Below are 26,075 nucleotides of genomic sequence, written 5' to 3' on the forward strand. Positions count from 1 at the left end.
ATATAAAATTATAAATCTACTTCTTTCAAATCCTGTAATGCTAGTAGGTAGTGATCAGATAACACCTTTTGGATATGGTTTAAATCACCTTTTCTTAGGACATCAATTAACATTTGATGGTTTTCCACAACCTTACCTGCTCTTTTCGGCAAGTTATTTGCCACGGTATAGAACATAGCACCCACTTGGGTATCTAATTGTTGATGCATACTGATTAAACGCTGGTGCTTTGACGCCGAAACAATAACATGGTGAAATTCAATATCCACTCTAGCTTCTTTCTCTAGGTCTTTTTCTTGTAAAGCCTGGTGAAATTCTACAATTAACCTTTCAAGTTTCTCAAAGTCCTTCTCTTGCAGATGTTGATAAGCCAATTTGGCTGCTTCACTTTCTAACAGCGCTCGTAATGTGTAGATTTCATAGGCATCCTGGCTGGAAAGTGTTGTAATAAAGGTACCCTTATTTGTTTCATGCTTGATTAACCCCTCATTTTGAAGTAATCTAAGTGCCTCTCGAATCGGGCCTCTAGATATTTCCATTTGCTCAGCGAGCTGAGCTTGGTTGATTCGTTCGCCAGGCTTCAAAGTCCCATTTAAAATCATTTTTCTGATGAGACTTGCCACATCATCTGATAAGCTTCTATTATCTAATTTTAGGTTCATTATTTTCCACCACTTCGTAAAGTTCCTTTAGTTCGTAAAGATTTTTCCAGTCCATTTGTCTGACGCCAACTTCAATTTCTTGTATTTGAGTAATCAGTTGGATTGTTAATGGCATGTTTACCTTATAGTTATCTGCAATTTCAACAATTGGGATAAGCTGTTGTTCAATTTCGGTCTTTCTTTTTCTAACTGCAAGATCGCGCCAAATACCGCTTTTCGTTTTTCGATTAGAAGCCATTCTCTTTGCAAGTTTTTCTAACTGACAGTCTAAGATGGTTGAATCTCTTTTTTTACGAGGATAAACTAGTTCTGGTTCCCAATCATCAAAGCCTAAAGGATGTATTCCTTCACAATCAGCTACTTCAAGAATTTCTGAGCATAGTTCCATTAATGTAGGTCTTAACTCCTTATTACTAACAACTGTTGCCATCGTTTCATCCACTAATGCTGTTGCATAAAGAAGTCCAGCATAAGACATTTTCCCCCACAAATAGCCCCAAATGTTATCTGTAACTTGTGCTGGCCCCCAACAAGATAGAACCTCTTGCAAATGGGTAACACGCTTGCTTATCTTCCCATCTAATTCACCTAAATAAAGGGCAGCAATTCCACCGTAGAGAATTCTCCCTGGTTCAAGATAATCGGCGGAAAAGTTAACAAAGCACCCAACTGTTCGTTCTGCTCCAATTAATCTAGCAATTTGCTTTTCACATAGCCCATTCTGCAAAGAAACAACATACGACTTTTCATTAAGAAGAGGTAATATTTGAGTAATGGCTTGCTCTGTATGCTGGGCTTTTACACAAAGTAATACAATCTCTAAAGATTCTCCTTGTTCCACTAATTTTTCAGGTACATAGGCTTTACAGGATATCGTAAATGTTTCCTCAGGCCCCTCAATCCTTAAACCTGTTTCATTCATTTTTCTTACGTGATCTTCTGCAATATCACAAAAGGTTACTTTCTGTCCAGAACGCGAGAGATAAGCACCCAAAACTCCACCAATTGCACCTGCCCCAATGATTGTTATATGCATGTTTTTCCTCCTAAAACAGCTGCATCCCACCATCAGCCGAAATAATTTGCCCACTTATGTATGCTGCATAATCTGATGCAAAGAACAATACCGGAAAAGCAATATCCTCTGGCTTTCCAAGTCTTTTTACAGAAATTGATTCAATTAGAGCTTGCTGTTTCTCCTCAGTCATTTTGTTCCACTGGTTTTCAGTTGAAGGATTTGATATCACAAAGCCAGGAGCAACATTATTTACTGTGATTCCAAAAGGGCCAAGTTCTCTTGCCATCTGCCTTGTAAACCCGATTTGACCTGCCTTTGCACTTGTATAAGCCTGTATTCCTGTTAAACTACTGCTGCGACCAGCACCGCTCGAAATGTTTACAATTCTTCCATAATTGTCTCTTTTCATATAAGGCGCTACAGCACGAGTCATATAAAAGGCAGCATTGAGATTAATGTCTATCACGCGATTCCATTGTTCGTTAGTAACATTTTCAATTGGTTGATGCTCTTGTCCTGTAACTCCACCTGCGTTGTTAACCAGAATATCAATTCGGTTAAATTCCTTAATGACTATATGAATCATCTCATTAATTGCTTCACAATCTGTTAGATCGACTTTATATGTATGGATGTTAGCCTGTTGACCATTTGATCCTAGCAGTTCTTCAATCTCTTTTTTCGTTTGGTTGAGTTCTTCTTCAAGAATATCAATTGCTATAACTGATGCTCCATGACGAGCAAATTCTTTACAAATAGACCTACCGATCCCATGACTTGCACCAGTAACCAAACAGATTTTATTTAAAAAAGTTGTCGACTGTAAACTGTTAACACTTTGGAACAACATAATACCTCCTTAAATGATCTCTACACCTTTTCATTTTTCAGAAACTTTTGTAAATTTATAAATAATCATACTAGCAATCTCTTGAAATTACAATTACTTTTGTTTAAATATTTTAATTTTTTAGAATTCTTTTATTTCACCTTTCACATATACTATTAGTTACTATTAATCTATATAATTATGATATGGTATTTTTAACTAGGAGGGTTTTCATGGAAACGTCGATTAATGAATTCTATTCTAAAACGAAAGAGATTCTAGCAAATTCTATTATGGACTTAAAACAGTTTTGCGCACTACCTTCTATCTCTGCACAGAAGAAGATGATCCCAGAGACAGTAAGCATTGTTGAGAAAATGGTTAATGACCTAGGCGGAAATATTACAATTTTAGACGAGTTTGGTGGTAACCCGATTGTTTTTGCTTTCTTTGAGGCAGGTCCAAACGGTAACAAAGAAAAAACCATTCTTTTTTATAATCACTATGATGTTCAACCTCCTGAGCCACTTGATGAATGGGACACTCCACCATTTGAGTTAACAGAAATTGATGGTAAGTTATTTGCAAGAGGAGCAGCTGATAATAAAGGAGATCTGATTGCACGTTTTTCGGCAATAAAGGTCTTAATAGAAATGTTTGGAGAACTACCTTGTAACCTGAAGTTCATCATCGAAGGCGAAGAGGAAATAGGAAGTCCTACCCTCCCGCTTTATATCGAAAAATATAAAGAGCTTTTAAAAGCCGATGCTTGTATTTGGGAGCATGCTGATCGTGATGCAGAAGACCGAGTGAATTTATTAGCTGGTGTGAAAGGGATGGCTTATTTTGAACTCACTTGTGAAAGTGCTGATATGGATTTACATTCGAAACATGGTGCTGTTGTCGAAAACGCCGCATGGAGGCTTACACATGCATTAGCATCGATGAAAAATGACAAAAATGAAATTCTTGTAGAGGGATTTTATAATCAGGTGCTACCACCCACAGAGCTAGAAGTAGAATACACAGAAAAGATCCCATTTGATGAACAAAGCATGAAGGAATTATTCGGGTTAAAACATCCTCTGTCTACTACTGCTAAAGGTCGTGACCCAAGGGAAGCAACGGTTTTCGATCCAACTATGACCATTTGTGGTTTTGAAAGTGGATATTATGGTGAGGGCTCGAAAACAATTATTCCAAAAAGGGCTTTAGCAAAACTAGATTGTCGATTGGTTCCAGAACAAGATCCTTATTTCATCCAAGAATGTATCGAAAACCACTTAAAGCTACATGGATACACTGATATAAAAGTGAAGATGTTAAATGGGGTGAAAGCGTACCGCTCAAATCTAGCAGATCCTTTTGTAAGTTTAATGGTAAGAACAGCAGAAGATGTCTATGGAACAGAGGTTGTCCTTTCACCTAATAATGCAGGTACAGGGCCAATGAGCGATTTTGGAAATCTATTAAATATCCCTATTGTGAGTACAGGTGTTGGTTGGGCCAGTTCTCGTTTGCATGCTCCAAATGAATCGATTAGGAGTAAAGACTTCGAAGAAGGTATTGTACATATTGCACACTTAATATCTGAATTTGCAAAAAGTTAATCATTGTAAAATGTCACCATCTAACCCATTTAGATGGTGACAAAAAGCTTAATCGATTACTTCAATTAATTCTAAGTGAAAATCTCCAACTGCTCCCTCCTTATAGAGGTTTGTAAAGGAAGTCGAGTAATTACTAATCGTACCTTTAAATTCAAGCTCACGTTCTAATACTCTCACTGTAAAGGTCATTCGATATAATAGTGTAGTTACACGATGATAATCTTCATTACTCACCTTAAAATCAGCGATTACTTTCTTTATTTTTTTTCCACTTTTTTTGTCATACATCTCTTCACTTCTAAAATTATTTACATTGATCTTTTCTTCATCTAATCGTATTTGTTTTACCATGAGCTCATCTCCAATTAAAAACTATCAAGCTGCATAATCCGTTGACATTTTCCAAGTACATAAACTAGTTGTCCCTCCCACGAATATAATAGTGAGTGCGGAAAGAAGCAAGGTTTCGGTTGAAAATAAAAGTCCGCCAATGAATATAATCAACGCATCAATCATGAATATTAGAATTCCTACATTTAATTTAGTGATGTCAGATATAAATTGGGCAACTAAGTCTGTTCCACCTGTGCTTGTCTTATACCGAAGCATTAGTCCAATCCCTAATCCTACTAAAATCCCCCCAATGATTGCACTGTAAGTGGCATTCACTGTTATTACACTTGGGACAAAGTGGAATACATCTATAAAAAAAGAAGAAATCATCATCCCATGTAAGCTATTATAAAAGTATTGTCGATATTTAAACCAAGCGATGATAAATATTGGAATACTTATCAATATAATCACAAATCCAGCTTCTAATCCCCACATATACTTCATGATCAAACCCACACCAATAACTCCACCATCTAACACTCGGTAAGGGACTAAAAACCAATTAACACCTATACCTAACAACATGCTTCCTAAAATAATAATAAGACCTTTTTTTAACACCCTAAAACACCTCAGTATTTGGACATGTTATAGTATATGCACCAATAACTAAGGTATTTGTGTTTTTTAGTTTTTTAGAATGGATGCTGTATTTTCATTCTGAGGTGACTAGTGTAAGTTTTACATTGAGAATACTTAACTCGGAATTCCATTCACTACAGTTCACTCGCGGGATACCGCGGGGCGTGGGGTAAGCCTCCTCGTCGCCTCGCTCCTGCGGGTCTCACTGTGCCCGCTACATCCACCCAAGCGCCAAAAGTTGTCAGAACTCTTGTCTTCTAAAACATATTCCTTTTATATAAACCAACAAACTTAATAAGAAAAACCAAAGCCCGGTCTTGAATTTAAACGGAAAAATTCCGCTTAAGTTGGGAAATATCAACATTTCCCTAAAAATAACAGGAGTTTTTCCGCTTATATGAACCTACTCTTTAGATTTAGTTATATATTAGAGAAGTTAACCGGAAATTCTCCGTTTATATCTGCATCTTAAGCCCCTTTTTGATACATTAGCCGGAATTTCTCCGTCTATGAGTTCCTATACCTACGCAAAAATCAACAAAGATGAGTTACAAAGCTAAAAAAGTACATCATGATCCGTGCTGCCTTATCCATAAATTTTTTAGAAGATGTCGATGGTGTATAAAGACATCACGTAATCCTAAAAATTACATGGCTTTGATTAACTTGGAACACATCTTCACTTCCTCAAACAGAACAGCTGGTACTCTTATCTTTAAAAAAAGAAGGAGACTAGCTCTCCCTCTGTACTATAAAATCTATTTTTCTATTTACAAGCTTTTAATCGCTTCTTCAATTGATTGGTCACCTGATACAAGATCAAATGAACGTCTATACGTGTGACGATCAGTCAACACTTGAACAATTGTACTGGCAACATCTTCTCTTGGAATTGTGTTACGAGTTAAATTTTCAGCAACAGTTATCTGACCTGTTCCGGATTCATTTGTTAGTCCACCGGGACGGATAATTGAATAATTCAAAGAGCTAGCTTCGACGAATCGATCGGCATAGTGTTTGGCAACAAAGTATGGCTTAATAGCTTCACTCCAATTTTCTCGATGATGAGCTTGTATCGCACTAACCATAACAAAACGTTCAACGCCGAGTTTTTCGGCTGCTTCTAACGTTTTAACTGCCCCATCAAGATCCACTAACAAAGTCTTATCATGTCCAGTACTTCCACCAGAGCCTGCAGTAAAGACAATCGCATCACAGCCTTTTGCTGCCTCCACTAGTTCATCAACGGTTCCTTCTAAATTGGCAACAACGCCTTCGATACCCGATTTCTTTAGTTTTTCAAGCTGCTCCTCAGTTCGAACCATAGCCTTCACATGATGTTCCGGATGAATAGCTAATAAATGAACGAGATGTTGACCTATCTGACCATTTGCTCCAACCACGAATACGTTCATAAGGTTACTTCCCCTTTCATTTGTCATCTTTTTCAATCACAACACTATTATTTCAAAATCTGATGTTGATATCAAAAGAACCGCTCAGCAGATGTTATTTGGTATAAAAATTTTCCGTATAATATGGATTTGCTTTATCATTAAACGCAACACCTACACCAAGTAATTCAAACTCAGGATGTAGGATATTCTCACGATGCCCTAAGGAGTTCATTAATCCTTCATGTGCAAAAATACTACTAAATTGCCCTGAAGCTAAGTTCTCACCAGCAAGTGAATACTTAATACCATCTTCAAGCATACGATCAAACGGAGATTCACCTTTTAAGTTTGTATGATCAAAGTAATTATTTTCAGCCATATCGATACTATGATTTCTTGCCGTTACTTTTACTTGATCATCCCATTCTAAAGGATGCAAGCCTTTTTCCACCCTTGTTGCATTGGTTAAATCAAAAAGTTGGACTTCTAATCCCTCTTTTAAGGGGTCACTTGGAGTAGTATAGAAATCCTTTTTACCATTCTCTAATTTCTTATCGATAAGTTGAATAGAAGTAACTCTATTATTTTCATGTTGATCATAAAATATGGTGACAAAAGAGTTGTCTAATTCAAACATATCGTACCCACGATCTTCTGGAAACTGATAATTTACTAACCCTTTACTTATATACTTCATTGGCTCTCCAAGAATAGAGCGAACTTCCTCTTTTTTACTTTCAAGCTTAAGCCCCGTGCTTGATGCAATTAAATCGTGGTTCGTATACATACCAACTACCTTATTATCTTCATCATAAGCTACCATCATAAAGTGTTGATATTGATCATGGTATGTGTACCACTCAGTCCCATATTCGTTATAAGAGGTACGTTTGGCTTGACCAGTAATATCTTCAACTGTTTCTCTAGTATCACCAAGTGCAATATTATAGATAGAAAAAAGCTGTGTAGTGGAAGGTTCTAAATTAGGAGGATCTACTTCTTGAACTGGATTTGGCGTACTCTGCTCCTTTTCAATCACCTGATTAAGTTCACCAAACACTTGTAAGATAGAGCCGAGTATCGAATCTAATGTATTTTGGATGTTGGGGTTATCTTTTATTCCGTCCATTTCCATTTTAATTGTCTCAATAGCTTCTTCATATTCAGTGCCAACAGACTTCTTTTCAATGACAGTCCAAGACGCATATAAAAAGAAAATTGTAGACAATAATAGAAAAAATCGTCTCACTTGTTGACCTCCTTGTATCTATTATCAACAACTGGTTGATAATTAGGTTAAACTATATTTTTATCCATTTTATCCACTTTATCATTAACCCAAACTTTTCACAAAAAAATAGTAAGGAGCTCCCCTTACTATTTCTATACTTGAATAGGTTCTTCAGTATTCGAAAATCCCTCTTGATAAATACGACTAATAATCGATTCTATCTCAGGTTCCTCGACTGTTAAATCTGAGATGTTATGAGTCTTTGTTATTTGATTAATTAATTCCGATGCCGATATTTCAGTTCGATTAAAACTAATCCACTTTCGATTTCCTTCTTCTTTAATAAGTGATCCCCCTTGTAGGGTTAGTTCTTTTCCATTTTGCTCTACATCAACAACTAGTGTTCTTGTTTTCCCATATTTAGCTTTAACTGTGTCGATGTTACCATCATATACTTTTTGTCCATGATCGATAAGTACCATCCGTTTACAAAGCTTTTCAATATCCTCCATATCATGGGTTGTCAGAATAACAGTCACTTGTCTTTGTTTATTAATTTCTTGTATAAAGTCTCTCATTTTCTCCTTCGCAACGACATCAAGTCCAATCGTCGGTTCATCCAAAAAGAGAATCTCTGGGTCATGAAGAAGTGATGCAGCAATATCAGCTCTCATTCTTTGACCAAGTGACAACTGTCTAACAGGCGTATTAAGAAACTCATTAAGACCTAATATTTCAGTAAAGGTATCCATATTTTCTTGATACCTTGTATCTGAAACACCATAAATATCCTTTAGTAGTTCAAACGATTCAATTGTTGGAAGATCCCACCACAATTGGGTACGTTGGCCAAATACAACACCTATGTTTTTAGCATTTTTCTTTCGGTCTTCATATGGAACAAGCCCATTGACAGTCACTTTCCCACTTGATGGAACGAGAATCCCAGTTAACATTTTGATTGTCGTAGATTTACCTGCACCATTTGGACCAATATATCCAACCATCTCTCCCTTTTCAATTGAAAAAGAAATGCCCTGTACCGCTTCCTTCGTAATAAATTGACGATTCACAACACTTTTTAATGCCCCAAGAAAGCCGGTTTCCCTTTTCGCTATTTTGAAATCCTTACGAAGATTTTCAACTTCAATAATCGCCATGACGAACTCACTCCTTTTTATGAACCTGTACTTTTATAACGATTCAAACCGAACATCCATAAATGATAAGCTAAAAAGAAAAACACAATGCCAACAACTGGTGTGAGATATCCAATATTAGCATGAAAGTAATTAATGTCTTTTTCTAAAAGAGCCGCAGCTGGAAAATAGTTAACAAAACCAAAAGGGATGACAAATGCTGTGATATATTGAATGATTTTCGGATAAATTCCTAAGGGATAGTTTGTAAGATTTCTAGCTGGGTACATGACTACCCAATAAAATCGCTCTGACTTCGTTGTCCAAAACGCAATTGCCGAAATCATTACCAGAAGTCCACCTTGGATAAGCACTCCTCCAATGATGGCCGATAGTAGGAAAAGAAGCTTCCCTAATCCCCACTGAAGATTAAGCTCTCCACTTACCCAAATAAAGATGAATATACTAAAAATAAATTGTCCCGCTGCCCCAATATCAAATTTCATTGCCATAAAATGAAAAAATGGATTAATTGGACGCACTAAAAATCGATCAAATGTACCGTTGACAATATAAGTATCTAAGCTTCTAAAATGAAAGAATAGTATGATACAAAAACCCCAAGAAACAACCGCCACAGCAAATAGAAAAAGAAGTTCATAGAAATTCCACCCACCCAGCTCCTCAAACTGGTAAAGCATGACCCACATTGTCACTGCTGTTCCTGTATAAGCTGCAATCATGCCTACAATCCTCATCATAAAAGCAAACCGGTATTGCATTTGTGCACGGATCCCTGCAGCAACCAAACGAAAATATAATGGTATATACGATAAAATTCCCACTGCTTATCCTCCTTGCACAACGACTTTTGATGTTGCTTTAAGCCAAACAAAACGAAGAATTAAAAAGCAAACTACCAACCAAAAAAGTTGTAACCCAAGCATCATCAAAATGTCACTACCTACAATTTCCTCAATAAAAATCGAGTTGGGAATAAAATAGATTCCCTGAAATGGTAGATACATAGCAATTGTCTGAAGCCAATCTGGAAAAAACCAAAGTGGAATAACCGAACCTGATAAAAGGGAAACCGAGAAATAAAAAATATCCTCAATTCCACCTGTCTCGATTAACCAAAATGTAAATAATCCAAAAGTCAGTTCAATGCAATAACGAATCAAAAATCCTATAAATGCAGAAATACTAAATAATAACCAAGTTTCCCATGAACTCGGTAATGTTAAATCAAAAAAGAAAAACAATAATATGTATAACGGTAATAGTGCCGTGATCATATAAAAGGACACACTACCAAAATCAGCAAACAGATACCTTAGTGGGACATTAAACGGTTTTAATAATTCAAAAGCTATATCCCCTGTTCGTACCTTTTCTTGAATTTCCCATAAAGGCGTACCTGCTCCGTTGACTGCCTGCATTTAAAAATTGGCTAACCACGACATATGTCAACATTGCAGCCAAAGAAACTCCTTCAGCTTCCTCTCTGCCAGAATATAATGCCATCCAAATCGATCCCCACATAAGTAAGAAGATGATATTAGATATTAGACGTGTCCAAACATCAAAACGATAAGCTGCAGATCTTAGAAAAGCCTTTTTGGTAAAAGTAGTATACATTTTAAATGGACTCATGATTCACCTCATGTCGTTTAACAAACCCTTTTCTCTAAACATTAATTTTACCATAATTTATAACTTTTCTTAATCGAATTGATGAAAAAAGCGTCCCTTTATCTCTAGCAGTAAGCTTTGCTTCATTAGTAGGATTATTGATTTTTAGATAACTTGATACAAATCTCACTATCCATGTTTTCTTTCGTTTTGTGGTAATATAAAAACATACATAATTAAGGAGGAATTCCTAATGAGCACATTTGAGCAAAACTTAGAGAAGTATGCAGACCTAGCAGTCCGCGTTGGTGTAAACGTTCAAAAAGGGCAAACACTTATTGTTAACGCACCAATTTCTACTGCTGAGTATGTAAGAAAAGTAGCTAAAAAGGCGTATGAAGCTGGAGCAAAGAACGTACATATTGAGTGGTCTGATGAAGAAACAACTAGAATTAAATATGATTTAGCACCTGATGAAGCATTTAATGAGTTCCCAGTTTGGAAAGCAAAGGGGTATGAGGAAATGGGAGAAGAAGGCGCGGCTATCCTTTCTATTGTATCTTCTAACCCTGATCTTCTTAAAGGTGTTGACCCAGAGAGAATCGCAAATGCTAATAAAGCTTATGGACAGGCAATGGAAAAATTCAGAAGCTTTATTCAATCAGATAAAATTAGTTGGTCTATTGTTGCTGTTCCTTCAGAAGCATGGGCAGCAAAAGTTTTCCCGGATATCCCTAAAGAAGAACAACAAACAAAACTTTGGGATGCAATTTTCATGGCTACAAGAGTTGACCTTGATGATCCAGTTCAAGCGTGGAAAGAACACAATGCAACCCTAAAAAGTAAAGAACAATACCTTAATGAAAAGAAATACAAAATACTGCACTATAAAGCACCTGGAACTGACTTAACGATTGAACTACCTGACACACATGTTTGGATAGGTGGCGGAAGTGATAATGAGCAAGGTACTCCATTCGTAGCAAACATGCCAACTGAGGAAGTGTTTACGGTTCCTTTAAAAACTGGAGTTAACGGCTATGTTACAAGCTCAAAACCACTTAGCTATGGTGGAAATTTAATTGAAAATTTCAAAGTTACGTTTGAAAATGGACGTATTGTAGATGTAAGTGCTGAAGCCGGAGAAGAAACACTAAAGAGACTTGTTGAAACAGATGAAGGCTCCCACTATCTAGGCGAAGTTGCGCTTGTTCCACATGATTCACCAATTTCAAATTCAAATATTATTTTCTTTAACACGTTATTTGATGAAAATGCATCACACCATCTTGCAATCGGAAACGGATATTCTTTCTGTATTGAAGGCGGAAAGACGATGTCTAAAGAAGAACTTGAGAAAAATGGTGTGAATACAAGTATCACACATGTCGATTTCATGATTGGATCAGCCGATATGGATATTGATGGAATTAAGGAAGATGGTACTGTGGAAGCAGTGTTTAGAAATGGGAATTGGGCGTTTTAATAAAGATGTTGAAAGAAGAGGAAGTTAAAAGCTTCTAACGGGTTCCGTTTCCTGTCGCAAAACGTCAATTAGTACAGAAAAATGCAAATCCAAAATGCAATCTTTTTTTACACTCTAAAATGCAGGACAATTTGTAAGGCCAGGTGGATTAAAAAACATTTAAAAAGATTTCCACCCTTGCTATTTTTTAATTGCTAATTATTTCGATTCGAGAAGGTGGAAGTTTGTAAACCTCCACCTTCTCGAATCGATTTTGCGTAGTATGAGAATTATAAGGGGAAAAATGCCTCTTATTTTATTTAAGGGAGCTTTAGAAGCGGATATAAGCGGAGAAATTCCCGTTAACTGTTCTAAATCAGACAAAATCTAATGTTTAGGGTAATATAAACGGAAAACTCCCTTTATTTTTTAGGAAATATGGGTATTTCCCAATTTAGCGGAAGTTTCTCCACTTATTTTCCTAACACGTTGGAATCAACCTTCAGTTTTAACAGAGCCTAACCAACATTTTCTAAAATATCATAAAAATGTAATGTATATCGCTAAGGCAAACAAGCTATTGTACCCCAACATTTTTATATTACAAATTGTATTAAAAATTTTCCAATAATAATTATCGAAATCCCTTTATATCAACAAAAATAGACCTCCAAATTTACCATACAATTTGAAGGTCATTTTGCCATTACATTTTTATTGTTTGCGCTAGTTAACGTAACCCGTTAGAGTACTTTCCTCTTCTTTTAATGCAAAAAAACGCTGAGTTCTCAGCGTTTTATAATTTAAAAAACATATTATAATTTCATAGGTATCACTTATGCTACGTCGGTATTAACGTCTTTTTTCAAACCGAAATTTGTTACTTTTCTTAAATAAGGAAGGACATAATAATCGGCTCCATATTTACCTGCATTTGCACCAGCTGCTAGAATAATAGTTCCAATTAAAACCATCCAAGGATTTGTGCTTACTGTTCCTGCGAACATGAACATGAAGTTCATCATTAAACCGAAAAACATCGCAGCAGTTGTTAAACAGCCTACAATTAGTCCTAAACCTACTAAAAACTCACCCCAAGGAATAAGGAAGTTGATCATACCTACGTTTGGAAGTGCTACACCTTCAATAAATGCATTATATGTTGGATATACTGCTGCACCCGTTGCCTTATCAGCTACTGGATTAGCTAATGCGTTGTTCAAATAACCACCTGCATCAAAGCCACCTGTAATTTTCCCCCACCCAGCTGTCATCCAACTCCATCCAAGATACACTCTTAATACAGTTAAAATCCCTGCTGCCCAAGTATTTTCTCTAAGAAATGTGTTAATCATCTTGAACCTCTCCTTTAATAAAGTTGTTTTTAATGTATTTCTATGACTTAATCTTACTATCCCATAAACCCCTCTTCAATACATATGTGAAGTTATTCACATATTAGTCAATAAGTTTTGAACTTTTTATTACAGCCATTGTGCTTATAGATGATTGAGTATATATAAGGAAAACTCCATACCCAAAGGATATAGAGTTAACTACTGGTCTTATTTAGTCACATTTTGATAATAATTTGATAATTCAACAATCATGCTACCCATTCTTTCATTTTCAGGATAAACAATTCGCTTTATTCCTACCTCACGTAAAGCTTGTGCTGTCACCTTACCTACAGCTAAAGCAATAACTTGTCCTTCAAACACTTGACGAACCTCTTCTTCTAGACCTTTATCTCTAGCATAACTCATTAGAAATCGCACCTGTGGAGTACTAGTGAAAGCAACTGCGTCAATATCTCCATTTAATAGTTCTCTCACTAACAACTCAAGACTTTCCTCTTCGGGAGGTGTGTGAATATAAGGTAACAATTCTTCATAGGTAGCGTGTTCTTTTTCCAGCCAGGCTATTAATAATGGAGCTGGATCTCCATGTAATTGTAGTGCTACGTTCTGTTTTTCTAGTGAATGGGAACCAAGGCTGCGAACTAGTCCTGCTGTACTTCCATCATCATCGCGAACTAGTGGGGCTACGCCTAATTTTTTTAACATGTTGACGGTTTTATATCCTCTTGCAGCTATCTTTATCTTTTGTAAACTAGAAAGAAATTCCTCACCTAGCCCAAGCTTTACAGATGTATTGTATAACCTTTCTGTGCCTACACCAGTTGTCAGTATAATCCAATGAAATTCACCACTTACTAGACGCTTTATACTTTCTTCGACATTTGAATCATCTAAAAAAACAGTCCCTTGTGCTGGACGTACAAGGGGAGTGCCTCCAAGATTCTTCACAATCGTACTTATTTCTTCAGCTTTACGTGGACCAACAAGCGCCACCCGTTTTCCCTCTAATTTCTTCAAATCATTTTGCCTCCTACCTCTTTATCTACATTTAGTTAAAACTATCATATTCATAGTTTTTAGTAAACATCTTTACAAAAGGAAAGCATCCAGTCAAAATTACACGGATGCTTTCCTTTTCAACTATTCTAGATAAAGATATACCTCATTACCCTCGATCGATGTTTTAAAAGTCTTAACACAGCCATGATCGGGCTCCTGTACCTTTCCATCATCAAGGCAAATCTTCCAGTCATGCATAGGACAGAACACAAACTCACCACTTATAATCCCTTCAGATAACACTCCACCTTTATGTGGACAGCGGTTTTCGACAGCTCTTACACTTCCACCAGATAGCTTAAATACTGCAACCTCTCGTTCACCCACTCTTACTGTTTTGCCTAAACGGTCTGGTAATTCATGAATGGAACCAACCAACACTTTAGTTATACTTTGATTTACCATCAATTTCCCTCCTTTTTAAGAATCCTTTAATCAAGATTTAACAAGCTCAAATAATTCCTTCTTTGTTTTCTTATTTTCAATAATTTCTTTCCAAGGATCCTTGTAAACAGAAAGTGTTGCATCCATTCGTGCATTAAGCTCATCACGTTGCGATTTATCATCTAAAACAGATTTCACATGTTCTAATCCTACACGTTCGATCCAAGCCGAGGTACGTTCCAAATAATTTGCCGTTTCACGATAGTATTGAAGATAAGCACCTGTGATTTCTATTGCTTCTTCATCTGTTTTTACCTTATAAAGCAAGTCGCCACCGCGTACATGGGTCCCACCATTTCCACCGACATACAACTCCCATCCACCGTCAATTCCGATGAACCCAATATCTTTAAATCCTGATTCAGCACAACTTCTCGGGCAAGCAGAGACTGCCATTTTCACCTTATGTGGAGTTTGTAGACCTTCAAACTTTTTCTCCAACACAATTCCAAGACCCATTGAATCCTGGGTTCCAAACCTACAGAATTGTTCACCAACACACGTCTTAACAGTTCTTAAAGATTTACCATATGCAAACCCTGATGGCATATCTAACTCTTCCCAAACACTCGGTAAATCTTCTTTTTTTACACCAAACAGGTCGATCCTTTGACCACCTGTTACTTTTACTAATGGAATTTCATATTTATCAACAACATCAGCAATTTTTCGGAGATCATTTGCATTTGTTACGCCTCCATACATACGAGGTACAACTGAGTATGTTCCATCCTTTTGAATATTTGCGTGCATACGTTCATTCACAAAACGTGATTCTCTTTCATCTTTATAGGTTGTTGGATTAACCATCCCTAAATAATAATTAATGGCCGGACGACATTTTGAACATCCCTCTGAACTATTCCAGTCCAACACATGCATCACTTCTTTTACATGAGTTAAACCTTTTGCTCGGATTTCCTCAACCACTTCATCTCTTGATAATGACGTACAACCACAAACTGCTTCCTTTTGAGATGAGGAATCAAAATCAGACCCAAGTGTATGTTGAAGCAGGTCTGAAACTAAAGATTTACACCCCCCACAAGAACGAGTTGCACTCGTACAACCTTTTATTTGGTCAACCGTTGTGCAACTCTTTTCATGAATGGCATGAACGATTGTTCCTTTAGAAACTCCATTACAACCGCAAATGATTTCATCATCGCTCATCGTCGCTACAAAGCTTTCCGTTGATTCACCACCTGTTGGTTGTAAAATCGCAACTTTCATTGTATCTGATACATCTTCTTGTTTTTTAATCATTGAGAATAAACGATTTCCATCCCTACTGTCACCGAACAATACCGCTCCAACAATTTTGTTTCCTTTGAACACAAGCTTTTTATATACACCATCTTGGTCATCAAATACTTTAAGAGCTTTCTTTTCTTCATCTTCAATGAAGTCTCCAGCTGAGAATACTTCAACACCAGACACCTTTAACTGAGTGGACAAAACTGAACCCTTATAAGGCTTCGTTTCTTCACCACATATTTGCTTCGCAAGAACTTTTCCTTGTTCAAAGAGAGGTGCGACTAATCCATATGGAATCCCATTATGCTCGGCACATTCACCCACTGCATAAATATGTGGGACACTGGTTTCCATATAATCATTAACTACAATTCCACGATTGACAGCTAATCCGCCGTCCTTTCCTAATTCAACATTCGGTCGAATACCTACTGCCATTACTACAAGATCTGCTTCTATTTGTGTACCGTCCTTAAAGGTTACTGCTTCGACTCTTTCGTTACCGATGATTGCCTCTGTATGCTTCTCAAGCAAGAAGTTCATTCCTTGGTTTTCTAATTCTTTTTGAAGCATTTTCCCTGCTGTTTGATCTAACTGTCGCTCCATTAGAGATGAAGCAATATGGATAACAGAAACTTCCATACCTAAATTTAATAAACCTCGAGCAGCTTCTAATCCAAGCAAACCACCGCCAATAACAGCAGCTTTTTTATACTTTTTAGAAGTAGCAAGCATCTCATCTGTATCTTTAATGTCTCTAAATGCTGTAACTCCTTTTTTGTCGGCACCTGGAATTGGTAGGATAAAAGGGAGAGAGCCTGTTGCAAGAATTAATTCATCATAAGACTCAGTTCTATCCTTATCTGTATAAACAACTTTATTCTCTGAATCTATTTTTGTAACCGATTCGCCAGTATATAATGTAATGTTATTTTCCTTATACCACTCCCAGTTGTTTAGGGTAATGTCCTTTACTTCAGTGTCACCCTGTAAAACTTTCGATAATAGAATTCGGTTATAGTTAGGATGTGGTTCACTACCAAAAATTGTAATTTCAAACATATTGCTATTCGTTTTTAAAATTTCTTCAATTGCTCTTACACCAGCCATTCCATTACCAACAAGAATCAATTTCTTCTTTTCCATCCTTCTTCCCCCTTATAACTATTAAAATTTCCCTTAAATCACTGGATGTATGGAAACAGCACAAACCTTAAAGCCTGGCATCCGACAAGTTGGATCTAATGTATCCCCAATTAAACGATTGACATTTTGAGTATCGGCCCAGTGGAAGGGCACAAACACCGTGTCTGGCCTGATTTCTTCAGTAATCTTACTTCTTACCACAATTGTTCCTCTCCGTGAATGAATTTTCACGAGAGATTTGTCCCTTACTCCAAATTCCTCTGCAGTTGAAGGGTGAATTTCAATATATGATTCTATATTTCTTGCAGAGAGAGAGGGACTCTTTCTTGTTTGTACCCCTGTTAAATAATGAGCCATGACCCTTCCAGTAGTAAGTAATAATGGATATTCCTCATTTGCTTCTTCTTTTTTTATGTCAGGACTGTTTTGTACAGGTATCATAATTGCTTTTTGATCTTCATGTGCAAATCCTACATCAAAAAGACGGTCTGTTCCTTCATGGTCTACATCTGGACATGGCCATAATATTCCTCCTTCATGTTTAAGACGGTCATAAGTTATTCCATAATAATCAGCAAGACCACCACGACTAGCGACTCTTAGTTCATTAAAAATATCTTCAGCTGTTTGATAAGAGAAATACCTACCTTTTCCTAGCACACTTGCAATCTCAGATAAAATTTGCCAATCATGCTTGACTTCACCTGGCACGCTTTTATTTGCTTCACGTAATATTACCCTGCCCTCCATGTTTGTCATGGTTCCCTCATCCTCGAGGTAAGAAGATGTTGGTAAGATTACATCAGCAAGAGCAGCTGTTTCAGAAATAAACATATCAATAGCAACGAAAAATTCTAATTTTTCTAGAGCCTTTTTAACAAAATTGGCATTCGGATTAGAAATGATTGGATTTGACCCCATTAGTAGTAACCCTTTTATTTCACCTTCATGAATCTTTTCCATCATTTCATAGGCTGAGACACCCTTTCTTGGTAGATCTTTTTCTTCAATTTCCCATACCTTTGAAATATATTCTCGATGTTTTTCGTTTTCAATCGAACGATAACCTGGTAATTGGTCCGCTTTTTGTCCATGCTCCCGTCCCCCTTGACCATTCCCTTGTCCTGTAATAGCACCATATCCACAGTTTTCTTTTCCAAGCTTCCCAGTAACTAAAAGAATATTCAAAAAATTCCTAACAGCTAAATACCCATCGGTTTGCTGCTCAACCCCTCTAGCTGTAAAAATCATCCCTGTTTCTGATTTACCAAACATCTCGGCACACTTTCTTATCTGTTCAGTCGGGATACCTGTTAATTCACTAATCTCACCTAAATCGAGCTGATTCAAATGTTCTTTTAATTCTTGGTAGCCTTTTGTCTTTTCTTCAATAAATGAAGGATTTATAAGATTTTCATCAATGATTGATTTCAATAGACCATTTGCAAGTGCAGCATCTGTTCCAGGCTTCACTTTAAGGTGTAAATCCGCTATTTTGGCTGTAGCAGTATCTCTAGGATCTATCACAATAATATAAGAACCGTTTTCTTTTGCCTTTTCAAAATATGGCATGATTGTCGGCTGACATTCAGCGATATTTGTTCCAGCTAAAATAATACATTTTGCAGAAGGTATCTCTGATAGTCGATTGGTTAATCCTCTATCGATTCCAAATGCTTGATTTGCAGCTGTAGCTGCTGCTGACATACAAAACCTTCCATTATAATCAATATATTTAGTTTTTAAGGCGACTCTAGCAAACTTTCCTAATAGATAGGACTCTTCATTGGTTAATGACCCGCTTCCATATACACTCATGGCATCGGTCCCACTTTTTGATTGAATTGCCATGATTTTTTCTTTAATATAGTCAAGTGCCTGAACCCACGAGATGGGGATAAAAGTTCCATCTACTTTTAGTAACGGTGTCTTTATACGATCTTGGTGAAAAGCATGTTGGTGAGCACTCATTCCTTTTATACATAAACGCCCTTCAGTTGTGGGGTTATCTTTACCAACGACTCGGTAATGTTTTCTTGTAACAATTGTTTGTTCTATTAGCTGCATTTTGCATTGCATGCTGCAAAATGGACACTGTGTATCATAGACCTTTTCTGACTCAATTTCTTGTTGTTTTGATCGAAAGTATTTTAATAATAATTCAGTCAAAGGTTCTCCCCCTTTCTACTTCAATTTAATGTCTTCCCTGAAAATAACAAGGATTAGCGAGTGGCATTCGCTGATATCCACTCGCGGGATACCGCGGGAGGTCCCTGAGCCTCGCTGCTGCTCCTGCGGAGTCTCACGAAACCTCTACATCCCGCAGGAGTCGAGTGGCTCTCCGTAGATTCCACACTGAGAAGAAGAAAAATTTTCATTCTCCATGGTGCGGATTTAATTAGCATGTTGGTCTACCATTTACAAGTAGGGTTTTATCTTCCACGTATTTTTTATCTGTTTCTAAGCGTTCTTTTAAAATTCCACGCAGTTCTTGATCGAATAATACTTCTCTTAGATGAATTAAGCCAAGTCTATCCATCCAATGCCATGATCTTTCTTTGAAGTTAGCTGTTTCCCGGTAGTATTGGATAAGACAAGTGACCATTTGAACGGCCTCAATTTCTGACTGAGCGACACACAAAAGTTCACCTTCACGTACATGTCGTCCACTACTTCCACCAATATAAATCTCCCAACCACGGTCAATACCAATAAGCCCTATATCTTTAGTTGTGGAACCTGCCCCGTTATGAATGCATGCAGATACTCCCACCTTTAATTGAAACGGTGTATTTAGAAATTCAACCTGTTTTTCGATGCCTACCGCTAACTTCAATGCTGTTTCTTTTTCACATTGACATTTATTTTCGCCAATACAAGTTTTTACATTTTTCACAGTACTTCCGTATGTTAAATTAAGTGGCATATTCAATTCAGACCATACTTCTTCAAGTTGTTCTTTTTTAATCCCCATTAATTGAACCCGTTGATCACTTGTTATTGCGACTTTTTTGATTATATATTTTTGAACGACTGCTGTTATTCTTTGCAATTGTTCTCCATTTGTTAATCCTCCGTACATTTGTGGAACGACTGTGTAAGTGCCATCTTTTTCAAGAAAAGCATTTTTATGCTGATTTATAAACAACGATTCTTGTTCTGTTTCATATTCAGGGTAAATCATACTTAAATAATAATTTAATGCTGGCTTGCAAACATTACAGCCAACTTTGTTATTCCAGTTAAACACCTCAAATATTTCATTTAGTGATACAAGAGAGTGTTCTTGTATTTTCTCTACAACCTCTTCTTCAGTTAAAGAGGTACAAGTACATAATGTTTTATTCTGAAACACCTCATTGAAACCAGGACTATTTGTATATAATAGAAGCTCTTTCACTAAGGATTTACAGCTTCCACAAGAGCTAGAAGCCCTCGTACATGCTTTCACCTGATCAATCGTTTCTAACCCATCACGTTTTATCGCACCAATAATATTCTCTTTTGTTACATTATTACAATTACAAACTAAACTACTAGAAGGCATCTCATGAATTGAACGCAATTGATCTTGTGACTGAAGTAATTCAGATTCAGCCATTGTACTCACATCGATTTTCTTGGTAATAAGATTTAACAATCTCGGACCATCTGAAGTATCCCCGTATAGGACTGTACCGATGATTTTTGAATCACTTATAATTACTTTTTTATATACACCCGAACATTCATTTTTAAGCATAATTGTGCTTGTTGTTTCATTTTCTTGAAAGCTACCAGCTGAAAAAACGTCAACGCCTGATATTTTTAACTGTGTCGATAGAACCGTTCCTGTGTATTCTTTATGATCCAGCCCACAAATTTCCTTTGCTAATATCTTCCCTTGTTCATATAAGGGTTTAACTAATCCATAAACAATTCCCCGATGCTCTACACATTCTCCCACAGCATATATATCTGGTGAACTAGTTCCTAGGGAATCGTTCACAAGGATGGCACGATTTGTCTCAATTCCACTTTTCTTAGCTAAGTCTATATTCGGTCTTACACCTACAGCCATAACTACCAAAGCAGTCTGAACAATCGAACCATCCTTAAAACGTATTGCTTCCACCTGCTCATTTCCCAATATCGCTTCAGTTTCTTTTTCTAATAGAAACTTCATTCCTTGTGATTCTAACTCCTTCTGGAGCATGACTGCTGCTGTTAAATCTAACTGACGTTCCATAATTGTTTTTGAAATATGAACTACATGAACATCCATTCCCATATTCAAGAGGCCTCGTGCAGCTTCTAAACCTAATACGCCTCCTCCAATCACCACAGCCTTTTGATTTGTTCGAGAATGTTGAATGATTTTTTTGCAATCCTCAACTGTACGAAAAGACACAACACCCTTCAAGTGGTTCCCAGGTATCGGAAGAATAAAAGGATTTGAACCAGTCGCTAGGATTAATTTATCAAACGGTAAAATCTGATTTTTATCGGTTAGTACGGTCTTGGATTCTTTATCTATGTTGACAACTGTTTCACCTCTATAGAGTTGAATATTGTTTTGGTTATACCACTCTTCTGTATTCAATGTAATGTCACTCATTGATACATCTCCCTGAAGGACTGAAGATAGTAATATACGATTATAATTTAAGTGATTCTCTGATCCAAAAACAGAGATTTCAAATTGATTAGAATCGTTTTTTATAATTTCTTCAACACAACGAATTCCGGCCATTCCATTTCCAACGACAATCAATCTTTTCTTTTTCACATCACACCTCCATTTTGTAAGGTATGTTCCAAAATGTATTTTTAAAATTCTAACAAATTAACCTTATGTTAGATGTTATCACATGACAAGTTAAAAAACATCACATTTTTTACAAAAAATATTTTTCAAAACCAAAGTCCTAAATTCATGTTTTTAAGAGAAAGCGATTACATAAAAATCCTTTTAAAATACCTAATTCCATTAAAAAAATATTTTAAAAGTTATCGTAAACGCTTTAAACACTATGAACATAGTGTTTATTTAATAATACCAAGCTCTTTGCTCGTGTTAGAAAAGCTTACAAACGACATGACAAAATGCTGGTGGTATGTATATGATTAAGTAATTTTAAAATTCAGAAAAAAAGGCGGGATAAAAATGAAAGTTGCAGATCTATTTAAATACAAAGATGAGCGAATGAAGATTTTACACTTTACTTGGCTTGCTTTTTTCATTTCATTTTTCACATGGTACAATATGGCTCCAATGGCAACAACCATGATGCAAAGTATGAATTGGTTAACACCACAGCATATTGCAGCATTAGGGATATTGAATGTTGCCTTAACAATCCCAGCACGTATTGTCATTGGTACGTTATTAGATCGTTTTGGCCCTAGAATCATTTACTCTTCTTTATTAATAGTAATGTCCATTCCAGCAATCGTCTTTGCTTTTGCAGACGGCTGGCTACAATTAATGATCTCTAGATTAATTCTTGGGAGTATCGGTGCCAGTTTTGTCATTGGCATTCGGATGGTTTCTGAATGGTTTCCACCAAAAGATGTTGGTTTTGCAGAAGGAATTTATGGAGGTTGGGGTAATTTTGGTTCTGCTGCTGCTGCTATGGTTTTACCTTATATAGGATTAACGTTATTCGGTGGCGATGAAGGCTGGAGATATGCTTTGGCCATTACTGGAGTTATTTGTTTTGCCTATGGAATCATTTATTATTTCGTTGTTCGTGATACACCAGAAGGGAAACCTTTAATCAAGCCAAAAAGAACAGGTGCGATGGAAGTTAGTAGTTGGAAAGACATGATTCAGCTTATTTTATGGTCTATTCCACTAGGCGGTGCTCTTGCGGTTAGTTCCTGGAGACTAGAAAGACTTAACTTCATTTCAACAGCGGCATTATATACAATTTGGGTAATCATAGGCCTAGTTTTCATTTACCAAGTTTATCAAATACTAAAGGTCAATGTTCCAATATTAAGAGTTGGTGTACCTAAAGATGATCAGTATAAATTTAAAAACGTAGCTGCATTGAATAGTACATATTTTGCCAATTTTGGTGCTGAGCTTGCAATTGTATCTATGTTACCTATGTTTTTCCAATTAACATTTTCTCTAACTCCTGCAACAGCTGGGATTATTGCAGCGTCGTTTGCTTTCATTAACCTTGTGGCCCGCCCATTAGGTGGACTATTATCAGATAGAATGGGAAGCCGAAGAAATGTTATGTTAGTTTACATGATTGGGATTTCTATAGGACTTCTCGGTATGGGCTTTATTGATTCAAGTTGGCCACTGGTATTTGCAGTATTATTAACTATGCTTACATCTGTTTTTGTTCAAGGTGCAGAGGGAGCAACATTCGCTGTCATTCCAATGATTAAGAAGCGCATTACTGGTCAAATCGCCGGAATGGCTGGTGCTTATGGGAATGTTGGAGCAACTATTTATCTAACACTTTATACATTCGTTACTCCTCAGCAATTTTTCTTCATCCTTGCTGGAGGTGCAATAACCAGCTTTGTGATATGCTATTTCTTCCTAGAAGAACCAAAGAATTCATTTGGTGAAGAATATTACTTGTCTTCAGAGGATCTTTCTGAGGGGGAAACTTTAGATACACAGGTACCTGTTGCTAAGAAAAAAGCTTTGTAGAACGAAAGGAGAATGGGATGATAAATCCCATTCTCCTCTTAACTTTAGTCTTTTCTGAGAGATTGTTGTTTATTGTTCAAATGGATTAAATCCTAAAGGAAAGATGCCACACTACTTGGTTCGTTCTTAACTCTCTTTAAATCCTCACAAGCAACAACGTTTACAAGATAGCATTAAATGGTTACTAATTTCTCTTTTCCTTTTTAGTAACTCAAGTAATTTACGATCAAATTCTTCATACTCTTTATCCTCTTTTGAAAGTATTGATATTTTCCCTATTAAAAAACTAATTTCATTTTCAAGTATTTTCAACTCATTCTCTCTTTCATCATTTGATTTTTTGGGTTTGCGTGTTGTTTGGTTATACTCACCAAAACTAACCTCACACCTGGTGATTTTTTTATTTTCAATGACTAAAAGCCGATTGCAAAGTTTCTCAATAAAATAGGTATCGTGAGAGACAATGAGTAAAGTTCCTACAAAATCTGAAAGGATCTTCTCCAAGCTCTCTCTACTCGCTAAATCAAGATGATTTGTGGGTTCATCTAATATTAATAAATCTACTTCTGTCATTAATATTTTTACTAATTTTATTCTTGTACGTTCACCGAGACTCAAATTACCAATTGGAATCTTTAATTTTTCTTCATGCAAGTCAACTCTAGCAAGAATCGTTCGAGCTTTACTTAGCTGATCACGATCAGTAATATTTAAAATGTCCAATACTGTTTTAGTTATATCCAGCTCATCTGCCTCTTGACTTAGAAAGCCAACCTTCAAAGAATCGCTTATCCAAAGATCTCCACTCTCTACTAATTCTTCACCTAAAATCATACTTAGTAAGGTGGTCTTCCCCGCTCCGTTTTCTCCAATGATCGCTAACCTTTCGCCATGTTTAATATAAAAATCACTATTGATAAATAACTTTCTCTCATCAAACGATTTGGTCATTTGGTATGCTTCTATAATTCTCTTTCCATGACGACTATGTTTTTGATCATAGTCAAAATGAATAGTTTTGTCTTCTTTTGGTTTATCGATTTTATTTTTTGCTAGTTCTATTTCTAATCTCTTTTTTATCGATTTAACTTGTGTATCCTTTTTCTTTGCTTTTACTCGATAATGTTCTTTATATCCTTCCTTTTGGGTCGATGTTTCATGAGCCTTTGATGACCAATTTCGTAGTTTGTTAATTTGATTTTCTATTTTTGCTCTCTTTTTTTCTTGAACATCATAGTGATGCTTTCGCTCGCGAAATTCCCGTTCCTTATCCATTCGGTACTGTGAGTAATTCCCTGTATAAAGTTTAGATTCTCCATTGTCTAATTCTATTATTTCAGTCACTGTTTGATCCAAAAAATAGCGATCATGCGATATAATTAAAACTGTTCCCTGATAATTTTTCAGGTATTGGATTAGCGACCTAATACCTTTAAAATCTAAATGATTTGTCGGTTCATCTAATAAAAGTAATTCTGGATTTTTCGAACAAATTTTTGAAAGAGATAGCTTAAGCTTTTCTCCTCCACTTAGGGCTTTAAATCGATCTTTATTCCATTCGTGGAATTTATCCAAGCCTAATTCACTCGTTAACTTAAATATTGCCTCTGAATCGTAGTCTATAAAATGATCCATAAATTCATGTTCCAATGATTGTTTGAGGTATCCTATATAACTATATTCGCCTTCAATTACTCCTTTATCATAATCAAGATTTCCTGAAATAATTTCTGCTAGTGTTGTTTTTCCGGCACCATTGTTACCGACAATCCCCATCCTAGCTCCCTTTTTTATATCTAAATTAATATCCTTCAAAATCATTTGGTCACCAAACTCTTTTTGAATGTTTCTTATTTTCATGATTGTCATAAACTCACCTCTAAAATATTAATTAAGGTTGCTATAACAAAAAAACCTCCCTAGATCTCTAGAGAGGATTAACGCTTTTTTTGCATACACAAACAACATTCATAGCAACAAAGAAAAAACTAAGTTCTATAAATATCAAGGTTATATTTGTGAATGGTAAAATGGGCAGACTAATCCTATTCTCTAGGTACTCGTTTTTTCGCTATTTGAAAAATCGGGTAGAAAATAAGATTAAAACTTCATCGGCACATACCATTCCTTTCGACATCAATAATTTTAGTATATGTAATTAGTTTAAAAAGTCAACCAGAATTTCC

General features: G+C 36.2%; 20 protein-coding genes. 3 read left to right on the forward strand and 17 right to left on the reverse strand.

Translation table 11 applies throughout. From position 1 onward, the window contains the following. Window positions 1–8: 8 nt before the first annotated feature. From BK579_RS17825 to BK579_RS17835, 3 genes are read right to left on the reverse strand one after another with little or no spacing between them, the layout of a single operon-like run. Entirely contained in the window at window positions 9–662 is a 654-nt protein-coding gene (locus BK579_RS17825; protein WP_078547773.1) for a GntR family transcriptional regulator, read from the reverse strand. Further along, complete coding sequence (locus tag BK579_RS17830) at window positions 643–1,698, reverse strand: ketopantoate reductase family protein (RefSeq protein ID WP_078547775.1); 1,056 nt, start codon at window positions 1,696–1,698, stop codon at window positions 643–645. Before BK579_RS17830 ends, BK579_RS17825 begins: the two co-directional genes overlap by 20 nt. 10 nt (window positions 1,699–1,708) lie before the next feature. Then, window positions 1,709–2,527 carry an SDR family NAD(P)-dependent oxidoreductase gene (locus BK579_RS17835; protein ID WP_235848460.1) on the reverse strand — a complete coding sequence of 273 codons (819 nt, stop codon included), beginning with the start codon at window positions 2,525–2,527 and terminating at the stop codon, window positions 1,709–1,711. Window positions 2,528–2,742: 215 nt separating this feature from the next. On the opposite strand from BK579_RS17835, the gene BK579_RS17840 reads away from it, so the two are divergent. After that, complete coding sequence (locus tag BK579_RS17840; RefSeq protein ID WP_078547778.1) at window positions 2,743–4,119, forward strand: M20/M25/M40 family metallo-hydrolase; 1,377 nt, start codon at window positions 2,743–2,745, stop codon at window positions 4,117–4,119. A 48-nt stretch (window positions 4,120–4,167) separates the two neighbouring features. Here the strand turns inward: BK579_RS17840 and BK579_RS17845 are convergent, their stop codons facing one another. The 7 genes from BK579_RS17845 to BK579_RS17875 all read right to left on the reverse strand — a co-directional run bounded on the left by BK579_RS17845 (window position 4,168) and on the right by BK579_RS17875 (window position 10,306). After that, on the reverse strand, window positions 4,168–4,470 hold the full coding sequence (locus tag BK579_RS17845) for a DUF3219 family protein (protein WP_078547780.1): 303 nt from the start codon (window positions 4,468–4,470) through the stop codon (window positions 4,168–4,170). 24 nt (window positions 4,471–4,494) lie between these two features. Beyond that, on the reverse strand, window positions 4,495–5,076 hold the full coding sequence (locus BK579_RS17850) for a YitT family protein (RefSeq protein WP_078547782.1): 582 nt from the start codon (window positions 5,074–5,076) through the stop codon (window positions 4,495–4,497). Window positions 5,077–5,867: 791 nt separating this feature from the next. Next, window positions 5,868–6,512, reverse strand: coding sequence for an SDR family oxidoreductase (locus BK579_RS17855; protein ID WP_078547784.1), 645 nt, complete (start codon window positions 6,510–6,512; stop codon window positions 5,868–5,870). Window positions 6,513–6,606: 94 nt separating this feature from the next. Continuing rightward, window positions 6,607–7,743 (reverse strand): CAP domain-containing protein, encoded by a 1,137-nt coding sequence (locus BK579_RS17860; RefSeq protein WP_078547786.1) that lies wholly within the window; start codon window positions 7,741–7,743, stop codon window positions 6,607–6,609. 134 nt (window positions 7,744–7,877) lie between these two features. Beyond that, complete coding sequence (locus tag BK579_RS17865; protein WP_078547788.1) at window positions 7,878–8,885, reverse strand: ABC transporter ATP-binding protein; 1,008 nt, start codon at window positions 8,883–8,885, stop codon at window positions 7,878–7,880. A 17-nt stretch (window positions 8,886–8,902) separates the two neighbouring features. Next, complete coding sequence (locus BK579_RS17870; RefSeq protein ID WP_078547790.1) at window positions 8,903–9,709, reverse strand: ABC transporter permease; 807 nt, start codon at window positions 9,707–9,709, stop codon at window positions 8,903–8,905. Between the two features lie 3 nt (window positions 9,710–9,712). Next, on the reverse strand, window positions 9,713–10,306 hold the full coding sequence (locus BK579_RS17875) for an ABC transporter permease (RefSeq protein WP_235848461.1): 594 nt from the start codon (window positions 10,304–10,306) through the stop codon (window positions 9,713–9,715). 446 nt (window positions 10,307–10,752) lie between these two features. Here BK579_RS17875 and BK579_RS17880 point away from each other — a divergent pair, with 446 nt between their 5' ends. After that, window positions 10,753–11,985: an aminopeptidase gene (locus tag BK579_RS17880; protein ID WP_078547792.1), complete on the forward strand. Its 1,233-nt coding sequence runs from the start codon at window positions 10,753–10,755 to the stop codon at window positions 11,983–11,985. An 815-nt stretch (window positions 11,986–12,800) separates the two neighbouring features. On the opposite strand, the gene BK579_RS17885 is transcribed toward BK579_RS17880, so the two are convergent. The 6 genes from BK579_RS17885 to nirB (BK579_RS17910) all read right to left on the reverse strand — a co-directional run bounded on the left by BK579_RS17885 (window position 12,801) and on the right by nirB (BK579_RS17910) (window position 21,999). Then, on the reverse strand, window positions 12,801–13,319 hold the full coding sequence (locus tag BK579_RS17885) for a DoxX family membrane protein (RefSeq protein WP_078547794.1): 519 nt from the start codon (window positions 13,317–13,319) through the stop codon (window positions 12,801–12,803). Between the two features lie 210 nt (window positions 13,320–13,529). Then, window positions 13,530–14,342: a uroporphyrinogen-III synthase gene (locus tag BK579_RS17890; RefSeq protein WP_078547796.1), complete on the reverse strand. Its 813-nt coding sequence runs from the start codon at window positions 14,340–14,342 to the stop codon at window positions 13,530–13,532. Between the two features lie 123 nt (window positions 14,343–14,465). Further along, window positions 14,466–14,789 carry a nitrite reductase small subunit NirD gene (nirD, locus tag BK579_RS17895; protein WP_078547798.1) on the reverse strand — a complete coding sequence of 108 codons (324 nt, stop codon included), beginning with the start codon at window positions 14,787–14,789 and terminating at the stop codon, window positions 14,466–14,468. A 30-nt stretch (window positions 14,790–14,819) separates the two neighbouring features. Next, complete coding sequence (nirB, locus tag BK579_RS17900) at window positions 14,820–17,231, reverse strand: nitrite reductase large subunit NirB (RefSeq protein WP_078547799.1); 2,412 nt, start codon at window positions 17,229–17,231, stop codon at window positions 14,820–14,822. A 33-nt stretch (window positions 17,232–17,264) separates the two neighbouring features. Then, window positions 17,265–19,400, reverse strand: a complete 2,136-nt coding sequence (nasC, locus tag BK579_RS17905; protein WP_078547801.1) for an assimilatory nitrate reductase catalytic subunit NasC — start codon at window positions 19,398–19,400, stop codon at window positions 17,265–17,267. Between the two features lie 229 nt (window positions 19,401–19,629). Continuing rightward, the gene (gene nirB / locus BK579_RS17910; protein ID WP_078547803.1) at window positions 19,630–21,999 is read right to left on the reverse strand and encodes a nitrite reductase large subunit NirB; all 2,370 of its coding nucleotides are present in this window, start codon (window positions 21,997–21,999) and stop codon (window positions 19,630–19,632) included. Between the two features lie 378 nt (window positions 22,000–22,377). Between nirB (BK579_RS17910) and BK579_RS17915 the strand changes: the two genes are divergently transcribed. Continuing rightward, window positions 22,378–23,889, forward strand: coding sequence for a NarK family nitrate/nitrite MFS transporter (locus BK579_RS17915; RefSeq protein ID WP_078547805.1), 1,512 nt, complete (start codon window positions 22,378–22,380; stop codon window positions 23,887–23,889). Between the two features lie 144 nt (window positions 23,890–24,033). Here the strand turns inward: BK579_RS17915 and abc-f are convergent, their stop codons facing one another. Beyond that, entirely contained in the window at window positions 24,034–25,758 is a 1,725-nt protein-coding gene (gene abc-f, locus BK579_RS17920) for a ribosomal protection-like ABC-F family protein (RefSeq protein ID WP_078547807.1), read from the reverse strand. Between the last annotated feature and the right edge of the window lie 317 nt (window positions 25,759–26,075).

Source organism: Litchfieldia alkalitelluris, from assembly GCF_002019645.1.
GTDB lineage: Bacteria > Bacillota > Bacilli > Bacillales > Bacillaceae_L > Litchfieldia > Litchfieldia alkalitelluris.